This is a genomic window from Brachybacterium sp. AOP29-B2-41 (assembly GCF_052378395.1).
Taxonomy (GTDB): Bacteria; Actinomycetota; Actinomycetes; order Actinomycetales; family Dermabacteraceae; genus Brachybacterium.
The window spans coordinates 245,228-257,551 of sequence record NZ_JBQSXR010000002.1; the positions used below are offsets into that span (position 1 = coordinate 245,228).

General features: G+C 70.3%; 10 protein-coding genes, 3 tRNA genes and 1 pseudogene. 6 read left to right on the forward strand and 8 right to left on the reverse strand.

Features of this window, described 5'->3' with window-relative positions; all coding sequences use genetic code 11:
* Nucleotides 1-40: 40 nt before the first annotated feature.
* Nucleotides 41-1,714, reverse strand: a complete 1,674-nt coding sequence (locus ACT3T9_RS03290) for a formate--tetrahydrofolate ligase (protein ID WP_441443118.1) — start codon at nt 1,712-1,714, stop codon at nt 41-43.
* Between the two features lie 102 nt (nt 1,715-1,816).
* Between ACT3T9_RS03290 and ACT3T9_RS03295 the strand changes: the two are divergent.
* Both ACT3T9_RS03295 and ACT3T9_RS03300 read left to right on the forward strand, forming a co-directional pair.
* Nucleotides 1,817-2,710: pseudogene (locus ACT3T9_RS03295) on the forward strand (MFS transporter); the annotation flags it as partial.
* A complete protein-coding gene (locus tag ACT3T9_RS03300; RefSeq protein WP_444502201.1) occupies nt 2,702-3,496 on the forward strand; it encodes an AAA family ATPase in 795 nt (264 codons plus the stop codon). The pseudogene ACT3T9_RS03295 and the gene ACT3T9_RS03300, both read left to right, overlap by 9 nt.
* Nucleotides 3,497-3,549: 53 nt before the next feature.
* Here the strand turns inward: ACT3T9_RS03300 and ACT3T9_RS03305 are convergent, their stop codons facing one another.
* The 5 genes from ACT3T9_RS03305 to ACT3T9_RS03325 form a co-directional block, all read right to left on the reverse strand.
* Nucleotides 3,550-4,185 carry a maleylpyruvate isomerase family mycothiol-dependent enzyme gene (locus tag ACT3T9_RS03305; protein WP_444605957.1) on the reverse strand — a complete coding sequence of 212 codons (636 nt, stop codon included), beginning with the start codon at nt 4,183-4,185 and terminating at the stop codon, nt 3,550-3,552.
* Nucleotides 4,186-4,392: 207 nt separating this feature from the next.
* Nucleotides 4,393-4,468: transfer RNA gene (locus ACT3T9_RS03310), tRNA-Phe, on the reverse strand.
* Between the two features lie 112 nt (nt 4,469-4,580).
* Nucleotides 4,581-5,603: an NADP-dependent oxidoreductase gene (locus ACT3T9_RS03315; protein ID WP_444605958.1), complete on the reverse strand. Its 1,023-nt coding sequence runs from the start codon at nt 5,601-5,603 to the stop codon at nt 4,581-4,583.
* Nucleotides 5,604-5,749: 146 nt separating this feature from the next.
* Nucleotides 5,750-5,826, reverse strand: a tRNA-Asp gene (locus ACT3T9_RS03320).
* Between the two features lie 144 nt (nt 5,827-5,970).
* Nucleotides 5,971-6,043: transfer RNA gene (locus ACT3T9_RS03325), tRNA-Glu, on the reverse strand.
* A gap of 169 nt (nt 6,044-6,212) precedes the next feature.
* On the opposite strand from ACT3T9_RS03325, the gene ACT3T9_RS03330 reads away from it, so the two are divergent.
* Nucleotides 6,213-6,578 (forward strand): metallopeptidase family protein, encoded by a 366-nt coding sequence (locus ACT3T9_RS03330; RefSeq protein ID WP_441443115.1) that lies wholly within the window; start codon nt 6,213-6,215, stop codon nt 6,576-6,578.
* 25 nt (nt 6,579-6,603) lie between these two features.
* On the opposite strand, the gene ACT3T9_RS03335 is transcribed toward ACT3T9_RS03330, so the two are convergent.
* Both ACT3T9_RS03335 and ACT3T9_RS03340 read right to left on the reverse strand, forming a co-directional pair.
* A complete protein-coding gene (locus ACT3T9_RS03335; protein ID WP_441443114.1) occupies nt 6,604-7,272 on the reverse strand; it encodes a response regulator in 669 nt (222 codons plus the stop codon).
* The gene (locus tag ACT3T9_RS03340) at nt 7,269-8,402 is read right to left on the reverse strand and encodes a sensor histidine kinase (protein WP_444605959.1); all 1,134 of its coding nucleotides are present in this window, start codon (nt 8,400-8,402) and stop codon (nt 7,269-7,271) included. Before ACT3T9_RS03340 ends, ACT3T9_RS03335 begins: the two co-directional genes overlap by 4 nt.
* Before the next feature lie 198 nt (nt 8,403-8,600).
* Between ACT3T9_RS03340 and ACT3T9_RS03345 the strand changes: the two genes are divergently transcribed.
* The 3 genes from ACT3T9_RS03345 to ACT3T9_RS03355 all read left to right on the forward strand — a co-directional run bounded on the left by ACT3T9_RS03345 (nt 8,601) and on the right by ACT3T9_RS03355 (nt 12,268).
* Nucleotides 8,601-9,626, forward strand: a complete 1,026-nt coding sequence (locus ACT3T9_RS03345) for an ABC transporter ATP-binding protein (protein ID WP_444605960.1) — start codon at nt 8,601-8,603, stop codon at nt 9,624-9,626.
* 113 nt (nt 9,627-9,739) lie between these two features.
* Nucleotides 9,740-10,474, forward strand: coding sequence for an ABC transporter permease (locus ACT3T9_RS03350; protein WP_444605961.1), 735 nt, complete (start codon nt 9,740-9,742; stop codon nt 10,472-10,474).
* Between the two features lie 150 nt (nt 10,475-10,624).
* Entirely contained in the window at nt 10,625-12,268 is a 1,644-nt protein-coding gene (locus ACT3T9_RS03355; protein ID WP_444605962.1) for an alpha/beta hydrolase, read from the forward strand.
* Nucleotides 12,269-12,324 lie beyond the last annotated feature (56 nt).

Here is a 12,324-nt window from a genome sequence, read left to right on the forward strand (position 1 = left end):
GCTGCCGGGCCCGCCCCGGCTCAACTCAGTTCAGTTCAGTTCAGAACAGCCCGACCGACTCCCCGGCGTCGGTGACACCCATGCGCAGCGCGGCAGGTTCCTTGGGCAGCCCCGGCATCGTCATGATCGCGCCGGTCAGCGCGACCACGAAGCCGGCCCCGATCTTCGGCACCAGATCCCGCACATGCAGCACATGCCCGGTGGGGGCGCCGAGCGCCTTGGGATCATCGGAGAAGGAGTACTGGGTCTTCGCGACGCAGACGGGCAGGGTGTCCCAGCCGTTGCGCTTCAGCATCCGCAGCTGTGCCGGTGCGCGGTCCTCGAAGACCACGTCGTCGGCCCCGTAGATCTCGCGAGCCAGGGTCCGCAGTGATGCCTCGATCCCCTCGGCCGGGTCGTAGAGGTGGCGGAAGTCCGGGGCGTCCTCCTCGATCGCGGCGAGCACCTGCTCGGCGACCGCCAGGCCGCCGTCGCCGCCCTTCGCCCAGACCTCCGAGAGCGCGGCGCGGAAGCCCTGCTCCTTCGCCCATCCGAGCACTGCCTCGAGCTCAGCCTCGGTGTCGGTGGGGAAGCGGTTCAGCGCGATGACCGGCTCGATGCCGAACTTGCGCATGTTCTGCACGTGACGGGCGAGGTTCACGGTGCCGGCCAGGGCGGCGTCGATGTCCTCGGTCGCCAGCCCGTCCTTGGCGACCCCGCCGTGCATCTTCAGCGCGCGCACGGTCGCGACCACCACCCCGGCGTCGGGGGAGAGACCGCCGAGGCGGGCCTTGATGTCCAGGAACTTCTCCGCACCGAGGTCCGAGCCGAAGCCGGCCTCGGTGACGGTGATGTCCGCCAGGGACAGCGCCAGCTGGGTCGCGGCCAGCGAGTTGCAGCCGTGGGCGATGTTCGCGAAGGGGCCGCCGTGCACGAGCGCCGGGGTCCCGCCGAGGGTCTGGACGAGGTTCGGCAGCAGAGCGTCCTTGAGCAGCATCGTGACCGCGCCGCCCACGCCCAGGTCGGCGACGCTCACGGGCTTCCGGTCGTAGGTGAAGCCCAGCACGATGCGATCGATGCGGGCCTCGAGGTCCTTCAGGTCGGTGGACAGGCACAGCACGGCCATGATCTCGGAGGCGACCACGATGTCGAAGCCGTCCTCGCGGGGAACGCCCTGGGTCGGGCCGCCCAGACCGATCGTGATCTTCCGCAGAGCCCGGTCGTTGACGTCCACCACGCGCTTCCACTGGATCCGGCGGGGATCGATGTTCAGGGCGTTGCCCTGGTGAATGTGGTTGTCGACCAGGGCGGCGAGGGTGTTGTTGGCGATCTGGATCGCGTGGAAGTCCCCGGTGAAGTGGAGGTTGATGTCCTCCATCGGGACCACCTGGGCGTGACCGCCACCGGTGGCGCCGCCCTTGATCCCCATGATCGGGCCGAGCGCCGGTTCGCGCAGCGCGACCATGGTCCGGTGCCCCAGCAGCGTGAAGGCATCGGCCAGACCCACCGTGGTGGTGGACTTGCCCTCACCGGCCGGAGTGGGGGACATGGCCGAGACCAGGATCAGTCTCCCGGTCGTCCCCGTCGGCGTCATCTTCCGCACATCGACCTTGGCCTTGTAGGAGCCGTAGGGCACCAGGGCCTCGGCGGGCACCCCGGCCCTCTCGGCGATCTCGGTGATGGGCTGCAGGGTCGCCGCCTGGGCGATCGCAAGGTCCGGGTTCTCGGCTGACATCGTCGTCCTCCATTGGGTGTCGAGCGCCCGGGCACGGGCCGGGCTGATCCGAGGACCAGCCTACGGCGGTGGGAGAAGGAAGACGCGGGAACTGCAGACCTGGTGCTGGGGCGGACCAGGCACCGGCTCGGCATCGGCGGCACCGACCGCTCACGCCTGGCGGGCGCGCGCTCCATCGGCGGCGCGGTCACCGGCGTGATCCTGTCGATGGTGCTCTCCCCGCAGTTCGAGAACACGGCCGTCGACGGCATCCGCCTGAAATTCACGATCGCCACCCTGGTCCTGGCCGCCCTCGCGCTCGTCTTCTACTGGGTCTGCTTCCGCAACACCAAGGAGGTCGTCACGGCCGGCACGGGCACCGTCAACCTGCGCACCACCATGTCGATGGTGCGGCGGAACAAGCCGCTGATCGTGCTGTGCGTGGGAGCGCTGTTCCTGCTCGGCGGCTCGTTCACCATGAACGCGGTGATGATGTACTACGCCCGCGACGTGGTCGGCGGCGCCGGATAATTCACGCTCCTGTTCCTGCTGCAGACGGTCGGCACGATCGCGATCGCCTCGGTGATCCCGCGGATCTCGGAACGCTTCGGCAAGCGCACCAGCTACGTGGGCCTGGCGATGTTCGCCGTGCTGGGCCTGAGCATCGTGGGCCTCACCCCGACCGGGAACCTGCCGATGGCGCTGCTGGCCTTCCTCATCTACGGCATCGGCTTCGGCGGCACCAATGCGCTGATGTTCTCGATGCAGGCCGACACCGTCGACTACGGCGAAGGGAGGACCGGCACCCGCGCCGAGGGCGGCAGCTACTCGATCCTCTCCTTCGTCCGCAAGACGGGCCAGGGCATCGGCGGCTTCCTGGGCGGCGCGATCATCGCCGCCTTCGGCTACGTCTCCGGCGCTCCGGACCAGACCGACCAGGCGGTGCAGGGCATCAAGTTCGCCGCCGGCTGGGCACCTGCCGTGCTGTGCCTGATCGCGGTGCTGGTGATGCTCCTGTACCCGCTCACCGCGAAGGAGCACACCGGGATCGTCAAGGAGCTCCACCAGCGGCGAGCACGCAGCGCCCTGGGGGAGACCGCGCCCGGCGCGGGAGTGGTGCTCGCCTCGCGCGGCGACCAGCTCATCGCCCGCCGCCCGGTGGTCACCGTCAACGAGGACTACGGCGCCGGCGCCTCCTACGTGGCTCCGCGCGTCGCCGAGAAGCTCGGGGTGCCGTACGCGGGCCTCGCATTCAGCTCCGAGGATCTCGAACGGGCGTCCTCCTCCCACCCGAAGGTGCTGGCCGACGACACCACCGGCAGGTCCCTGCGATGGCTGCACTCCTTCTCCTGGCCGGGGATGGACGTCAACGTCGCCACCGCCTCCGGAGACGCGCAGGTGGTCACGAATCTGGTATCCAAGAACATCGACGAGGTGATGGGCCTGGTCAAAGGCTTCGGCGGCGTGGTGCTCGGACGGGATGCGAGCGCGATCCTCGACAACATGCGCGGCGCGGTCCACATCCGGATGATCGGAGATGTCCAGGACCGCGTGGACCGGGCCGCCGCGGACTACGGGATCACCCGCGAGGTCGCCGAGCAGCGGCAGGTGCGCGAGGACCGTATGCGGCCGCGGATGTCGCGCCGGCTCATGCACTGGGAGCCGACCGACGAGGGTCGCTATCACCTGATCATTGACTCCAGCCAGATGTCGCTCGACGAAGCCGTGGAGGAGATCGTCGCGGCCGTCGAGGCTGAGCGGGGGATGGTCGATATGGACCTGGAGGAGCCGACGGACGACTGAGCCGGTCCTGATCCGTCCCGCCCAGCTCCGGGCACGTCGCCCGGTCGCCGCGTTCAGGGTTGGGCGAGCCGCTCCCTGAGCACCTCCGCGCCTGCTCCCTCCAGTTCGTCGAGCGCAGCGGTTCGTCCCGCCATCGCCATGACGAGGTCGAGCATTGTGCCGCGCACCTCGGGGCCGTCGCCGACGGCCAGGTCATCGTCGGTCGCCTCGAGGCGCAGTCCTCGCACCAGCGTGTGGCTGTTGACGGCGAAGTCCTTGCTCGCGAAGAACTCGGCCACGACCCGTACCGCCTCGCGCGCGGGGACCAGCGGCAGGCCGAGCGGTCGCGCGATGTCCTGCCCGTGCACCACGACCTCTCCGAGCATGCCTGCCCGCTCCCCGAACGGTGCGGCCGACGACATCGCCGAGTCACGGAAGGCAGCCAGCCCGCGGGCCGGATCCGCAGCGCGATGCCGGTGCAGCAGGCGCTGGTTGTGCCGGTCTGTGTCGAACCGTGCGGCGGCCATGTTCATGAGCCAGGGGAGGGTCGGGGTGCGCGCTGCGGCGGTGAGATGTGTCAGCACATCCCGTACCGTCCACCCGGCGCAGAGCGAAGGACGCTCCCAGTCCACGTCGGGCACGTCCCGCAGCGCATCGGCGAGAGCGAGGCGCTCGGCGTGGAGGAGAGGGAGGACGTCGCGGCGGTTCACCAGGCCGACGGTAGGGCGGTGGAGGACCCGGCACAAGACCGGGCACAGTGTCAGACCGGGCCCGGCACGAGGCCGGACTCAGCACGGGGCCGGACTCAGCACGGGGTCGGACCTAGCGCGGGGTCGGACCTAGCGCGAGGGCGGACCCAGCAGGAGATCGAGCCTGGAGAACGACGAAGCCCCCTGGCGTACCAGGGGGCTTCGTGGTGGTGGCTCCGACCGGCGTCGATCCGGTGACCTTTCGATTTTCAGTCGAACGCTCTACCAACTGAGCTACAGAGCCGCGGCCGCCGAGGCGACCAGGGAACAGAGTACCAGGCGGGAGAGGCCGGCACCTCACCAGATCGGCGTGGTGTAAGGCACGCCACGAGACGCGGTCGGGCCGAGGATTCTGCTCAGGAGACCTGGACGATCGCCTTGCCGAAGTTCCGGCCCCGCAGCATGCCCGCGAACGCCTCCGGGGCGCGGTCGAGACCTTCGGTGATGTCCTCGGTGTGCTGCACCTGGCCGGAGGCGAGCCACCCGGTCATGTCCCGCAGGAAGTCCTCGAACATCGCCGAGACGAACTCGCGCTGGATGAATCCGCGCAGGGTGAGGCTCTTCGCGAGGATAGCGCCCATGAGCTGCCCGCTGCGGTCGGGGCCCTCGGGCAGCGAGGTCGCGTTGTAGTTCGCGGCCAGCCCGCATACCGGCACTCGCGCGAACTCGTTGAGCTGCGGCAGCACCGCGTCCCACACTGTGCCGCCGACGTTCTCGAAGTACACATCGATGCCGTCGGGGGCGGCCGCGGCGAGCCTGCCGGCCAGGTCCGGGGCCCTGTGGTCGAGCGCCGCGTCGAAGCCGAGCTCCTGCAGGCGGGCGACCTTCTGCTCGCCGCCGGCGATGCCGATCGCGCGGGCACCGTGGATCTTCGCGATCTGGCCCACGGCAGAGCCGACCGGCCCGGTGGCCGCCGCGACCGCGACGGTCTCCCCGGGCTGGGGCTTCCCGATCGCGAGCAGACCGGCGTAGGCGGTGAAGCCGGGCATGCCGAGCACCCCGAGAGCGGTCGTGACCGGGGCGGCGGCGGGGTCCAGGCGGCGCAGCTGCGCGGCGGGTTCGACGCTGTACTCCTGCCAGCCGCCGTAGGAGAGGACGGTGTCGCCCGGCGCGAAGCCGTCGGCCGCGGACTCGACCACCTCGGAGACGGTGCCACCGACGATCACGTCACCGACCTCCATCGGCGACGCATAGGACTTCGCAGCGCTCATCCGGCCGCGGACATACGGGTCCAAGGACAGGTAGCGGGTGCGCAGCAGCACCTGGCCCGCCTCGGGGGACCGGACCTCGCTCACGTCGTGCGTGAAGTCGTCGGGGACGGGCTCGCCCTGGGGGCGTGAGGCGAGGCGGATGCGGTGATTGCGCAGGGAGGTGCTCATCCCTCGAGCGTAAGGGGAAACGAGCGGAGGCGGTGAGCCGCGATCGGTGGCAAGTGCCCCGCAACGGGACTCGAACCCGCGTCGGCTGCTGGGGGTTCCAGAGAACGAAGCAGGCCCCGGAACGATGTTCCGGGGCCTGCTTTCGATGGCGACCCTGACCGGGCTTGAACCGGCGACCTCCGCCGTGACAGGGCGGCACTCTAACCAACTGAGCTACAGGGCCATGCGTGTCTGTGCGCTTCGCGTACTCGCTTCGACTCGAATAACTCTACCGGATGTTCAGATGGCTCTCGACCAAACTGGCTGTGAGCCGTCTCGCACTTCCGTTTCGCCTGGTCCGGACGTTTCCGTCGCACCTGGAGCGAAGTACCCCCAACGGGATTCGAACCCGTGTCGCCGGCGTGAAAGGCCGGTGTCCTAGGCCACTGGACGATGGGGGCCCGGGCAGCAGAACTGCCCGACGCAGAGCATACCCATCTCTGGCGATCTATGCCTCCGGGTTCGGCATGGATGCGTCGTATCCGACACGATGCGGCGCAGTTCCAGGCTGTCGCGTCACGTCCCGCGCGCAGCCCGCCACGTACGGCCCGCGCATGGTTCGATGGCTCCATGATCCGGATCAGTCGTGAGGAGTTCGAGGAGGCGGTCGATGACGCCCTGGACTCGCTGCCCGAGGAGATCGCCCGAGCCATCGCCGAGGCGAACGTTGTGATCCTGGTGGAGGAGGAGCCGTCACCGGAGCAGGCCGACGGTCGCGAGCTGCTGGGCCTGTACGAGGGGATCCCGCTGGACAAGCGCTCGGTCTTCGACGGCTACGCCCAGCCGGATCGGATCTTCATCTTCCGCGGCCCGCTCCAGCGCCATGCCATCTCCCGCGAACACCTGGTCCGGGAGATCGCGGTGACCGTGCTGCATGAGCTCGGCCACCTGTTCGGGATCAGCGACGCCCGCCTCCACGAGCTCGGCTGGGGCTGACCCGTGAGGACTGCTGCCGGGTCGCTCAGACCTGGTCGGCGTCGAGGTCCGTGAGCCCGGCCTCATGGGCGATGATCGCGATCTGCACGCGGTTGGTGCAGTCGAGCTTCGCGAAGATCTTCGAGACGTGCGCCTTCACCGTCGCCTCGCTCATGAACAGCCGCATCCCGATCTGGGCGTTGGACAGTCCCGCGCCGACCGCGCCGAGCACCTCGGTCTCGCGCTCGGTGAGCTGATCGAGCCCGGGGTGCTGCTCCTGGCGCGAGCCCGGATTGGCGTCGGAGAAGTGCGAGAGCATCCGTCGGGTGACGGTGGGGGAGAGCATGGCCTCGCCTCCGGCGACCACATGGACTGCACGGGCGAGGTCCTGGGGCGGAGTGTCCTTGAGCAGGAAGCCGCTGGCTCCGGCCTCGAGCGCCTGGAAGACGTACTCATCCATGTCGAACGTCGTCAACATGATGATCTTGGGCGGGTTCGGCAGGGCGCTGACCGCGCGGGTCGCGGCGATCCCGTCGAGCTTCGGCATACGCACATCCATCAGCAGCACGTCCGGGCGGTGCTTCTGCACCAGTGTCACCGCCTCCGCGCCATCGCTGCCCTGACCCACCACCTCGATGGCCGGATCAGCTCCCAGGATCATCGCCAGCCCAGCACGCACCAGGGAGTCGTCGTCGATCAGTCCTACACGAGTCACGTCGCCGTCGGCCACGGGATCACCGCCCTCACTTCGAAGCGTCCGTCGTCGGTGGGGCCCGACGTGATGGTGCCACCCGCGTGGGTGACACGGGTCTCGATGCCCGACAGGCCCATCCGGGCCCCGGGAAGATCCGTCGTGAACCCCTTGGGGAGAACATTACTGACCTCGATCACCAGCTCGATGCCGGGCTCACCGATCAGCGCCACCCGCGCCTTGGTGTGCAGGGCGTGCTTATGGATGTTGGTCAGCCCCTCCTGCACCACCCGGTAGGCGGTGCGCGCGAGCTGATCGGGCACCGGATCGTCGATGAAATCGAAGAGGTCCACGGAGATGCCGGCGTCCTGCGAGGTGGCCACCAGGCGGCGCACATCCTCCCAGGTGGGCTGCGGTGCCAGCGGCGCCTCCTCCCCATCGCCGCGCAGCACTCCCAGCACCTCGCGCAGCTCCGAGAGCGCAGTGGTCGCGGTCTGTCGGATCAGCCCGGCGGACTGCTGCACCTGGGAGCGCTCGAGGTTCGGGTTCACCTCGAGGGCGCCGGCCTGCAGGGCGACCAGCGAGATCTTGTGGGCGACGATGTCGTGCATCTCGCGAGCGATGCGGGTGCGCTCGGCGCGCCGGGCCTGTTCTTCGGCGGCAGCGCGCCCGGACTCCGCCTGCTCCGCCCGCTTCTGGAGCTGGGCGAGCAGGGCGCGTCGGGTCGAGGTGTACATCCCGGTCGCGGCTGAGGCGGCGACGATCAGCGTGCTCACCACCAGTCCGGTGATGCCCATGTACGGGCCGGCCCCGACCCAGAGCAGTGAGGGCACCGCCCCGGCCGCCACGGCCAGCGCTGCGACCAGCAGGGTCAGCAGCCGATGGTGGCTGCGGGTGGCGAAGCTGTAGACGACGATGATCAGCACCGAGAGCGCCATCACCGCCGCGTTGAGCACCAGCAGCACGGGCAGCAGCCAGCGCCAGTGCCGATGACGCAGCAGCAGAGCAGTCCCGAGCACGAGCGTGAGCGCGGCGCGCCACGGTTCGTAGGGGGAGGTCACGACGACCAGCTGCGTTATCGCCTCGGCCACCACGACGGCGAGGACGAGCACCTCCTGCCAGCGCTGCCGCCTCGGGGCTCCGGGTTCATCCACGTGGCCACTGTAATCGCGCAGCTCCCGGCCCCCACCCGGACCAGCAGCATCTGCCCGGTCCTCGCCCCAGGTCGGGGAAGGGATCGACGGAGGTCGCCCCTGTCGGCCCCGGGGACCACCCGCGGCCCGACCTTCGTCGCCGCCCGCCTGGCCCCGCGACGCTGTCGCGGCCGCGGGATGCAGGAGGAGTCTCGTCCCATGAGCATCACGACCCCGTCATCCACATCCTCCGGCCCCACCCTCGAGGTGCGCGGCGTGACCAAGCGCTACGGCGAGCGCGCGGCCGTCGACGACCTCAGCTTCGTGTGCCGTCCCGGCACCGTCACCGGCTTCCTCGGCCCCAACGGCGCCGGCAAGTCGACCACCCTGCGCATCCTGACCGGCCTGGCGCAGGCCGACGCCGGTGAGGCGCTCGTCGGCGGGGAGCCCTACCGGCGGCTCTCCCATCCCGCACGCACCATCGGGGTGATGCTCGATGCCCGCGCCCTGCACGGCGGCCGCACCGGCCTGGAGACGCTGCGGCTGACCGCCCGCACGATCGGCATGCCCGCCTCCCGCGCCGACGAGGTGCTCGAGCAGGTGGGCCTCAAGGACGCCGGTGGCAAGCGCGTGGGCGGCTACTCCTATGGCATGCGCCAGCGGCTCGGGATCGGGGTGGCGCTGATCGGTGACCCCGCCGTGCTGGTCCTCGACGAGCCCGCGAACGGCTTGGACCCCGAGGGGATCCGCTGGATGCGCCGCCTGCTGCGCTCCTTCGCCGCAGCCGGCGGCACCGTGCTGCTCTCCAGCCACCAGCTGCGCGAGGTCGAGGCGACGGTGGACCGCCTGGTGGTCATCTCGCAGGGCCGCCTGGTGCGCGAGGGCACCCTCGAGGAGCTGACCACCGACTCGGGCACGGGCACCCGCGTCACCGCACTGGACGCAGCCGCCCTCCTGAAGGCCCTGGACAAGCACGGGATCGCCTATGAGCAGCGCCTCGACGCCGAGCTCGAGGTGAGCCTCGCCCCTGAGGACATGGGACGCCTGGCGCTGCGCGAGCAGCTGGTGCTCACCTCCCTGGGTGCGACCTCCGGCGGCGGGCTCGAGGACCTCTTCTTCGCCCTCACCGGCGGCGCTGAGCAGCCCGGCGGTGCTGAGCAGCCCGGCGGCGAGGGGCCCGTGAATGCCACTGCGTTCTCGGAGACCGCTGCCGCCCCCGAGCCCGCCCCGGCACCGCTGCGCTGATCAGCACCGCGCGGCCCGCCCTGCGCTGGCCGGCACCGCCCGACCCGACCCGCATCGCATTGACCTGAACTGCACTGCACTGCCCCGCACTGACCCACCTGAGGAGTCACCCCATGAGACCCGCCATCGACCTGCGCAGCTTCCTCGACACCCGTGGAGCCGCGATCCTGCTGACCCTGTCCGTACTGATCATCGCCGGCTTCGCCGCCCTCGGCGGGCTCATCCAGCCAGCCGTCATGCCGGGCGGCACCTCCGAGGTGGAGTTCACCTTCGCCGTCCTCTCACTCCCGTTGAGCCTGGTCATTCCTGTGATCACGGTGATGATGGTGGCGGGGGAGTGGTCCGACAAATCCATCCAGAACACGCTGCTGCAGCGGCCGGGCCGGCTCGCGGTGCTGACCTCGAAGGTGCTCGCCGCCACGGTGGTATTCCTCGCGCTGATGGCGCTGTCCATCGGTCTCGCGGCCGTCGCCACCTGGGTGGGTGGTGAGCTGCTCGGCGAGGGCGCGATCTTCTCCAGCATGGAGGGGGTACTGACCACCCAGCTGGCGATGATGGCGGCGACGCTGCTGTTCTCCCTGGCGATGGCGATCCTGCTGCAGTCCACGGTGATCGGCCTGGTCACCGCGATCGGAATACCTTTCGTCGTCACGACCGCCGGAACACTCGCGATGGTGTTCGGGTCCGAGGTGATCAGCGATATCATCCGTGCGGTCGACCTGCAGACTGCTGCCCTTGCCTTCGGCGGTGGGGAGGCGACCGCCTTCGAGCTGCTGCCGCTGCTGCTGCTGGTGATCGTGCCGACCGTGTTCGGGATCCGGCGCTGGAACCGGCGCGAGGTGGCCTGAACGGTCAGGGAGCAGGACGTGCGCGGGGCCTAGGATGGCCGGGCCCCGCGCCACCCGCACGCCAAGCCCACCGCATGCCGCGCCCCCGGGCCCTGCGGATCCCGCCGCCCCGCCCGTCCAGCCCGCCTCCCGTACGGACAAGGAACCTGCATGACTCTCGCCGCCCACCCCCGCCTCACGCGTCTCGCCGCCGCGGCAGCCGTGACCATCCTGCTGCTGGCCGGCTGCACCGGGCCCGACGGGGCACCGGATGACGGTGACGGGGCGAGCGACGGCGGCGGCGCCTCAGCAGCGCCGGGGCCTGCGCCGGACGGGTCTGCACCGGACGGGCCGGCGCTCGAGGAGCTCGGCACCTCTGCCGCCGTGGACCTGCCCGCGGATCCGGCAGAAGATCCCGCCTACGCGGACTACTACGCGCAGGACATCGAGTGGGGACCCTGCGAGGGTGTGGACGGGCAGGACATCGAATGCGGCACGATCGACGTGCCGCTGGTCTGGAACGACCCGGAGGCCGGGGACATCCAGCTCGCGGTGGGACGGATCGCGGCCTCGGGTGAACGGGTCGGCGCCCTGGTCACGAACCCCGGCGGGCCCGGCGGCTCCGGCGTGAACTACCTCGAGAGCATGCCCTACCTGGTCTCGCCCGAGGTGCGCACCGCCTATGACCTGGTCGGCTTCGACCCGCGCGGGGTCAACCGCTCCGCCGGCATCGAGTGCCTCAGCGACGAGGAGACCGACGAGTACCTCGCGGCCGGAGCGGAGCCCGGCTCTCCGGAGGCCCAGCAGCTCGCCATCGAATGGGGCACCCGCGTCGCCGAAGCCTGCGAAGCGCACTCCGAGGATGTCCTTCCCTACCTCGACACCTATTCCGCCGCTCGCGACATGGACGTGCTGCGTGCGGCGCTCGGCTCCGAGCAGCTGGACTATCTGGGCTACTCCTACGGGACCTATCTCGGCGCCAGCTACGCCGAGCTGTACCCCGCGCGGGTGGGCCACTTCGTGCTCGACGGCGGAATTGACCCCACACTGACCAGCAACGACTTCGCGGCCGGTCAGTCGGAGGGCTTCGAACGCGCCACCGAGGCGTTCCTCGCGGACTGCCTGGAGGCGGGGGAGGGCTGCCCGTTCAAGGGCAGCGAGGAGGACGCCAAGCAGCAGCTGCTCTCCTTCTTCACCGCCGTGGAATCCTCCCCCCTGGACAGCGGGGACCCGGAAAGGCCGCTCACCGGGAGCCTCGCCCGGTCGGCCGTGATGCTGCTGATGTACGACGACGGGCTATGGGACTACGGCCGCGACGCGCTCTCCGCCGCGATGAGCGGGGACGGCTCGCTGCTGCTCTCGATCGCCGACAGCTCCTCCGAACGCTCCGCAGATGGCACCTACCGCACCAACGCGACCTTCGCGCAGGCCGCGGTGAACTGCCTGGACCGCCCCGAGGTCGCCGACGAGGAATGGGTCGCGCAGGAGGCGCAGCGCCTGGCGGAGGAGTTCCCGACCTTCGGCCCGACGTTCAGCGGGAGCGGCTGCGCCCAGTGGCCGGTCCCTGCGCTGCGTGAGCCCGCCCCGATCGCCGCCGAGGGCGCCGGCCCGATCGTGGTCATCGGCACCACCGGTGACCCGGCCACCCCGTACCAGTGGTCGCAGAGCCTCGCCGAGCAGCTCGAGAGCGGTGTGCTGCTGACCTTCGAGGGGCAGGGCCATACCGCCTATGGGCGCTCCGGCGGCTGCATCGAGGAACAGGTCGACGCCTACCTGCTCGAGGGCACCGTGCCGGAGGACGGCCTGACCTGCTGAGCCCGCGGCGGCCGACGGGGTGACACGGATCGCCCCTTCCTGCTTTGCACAGGGCC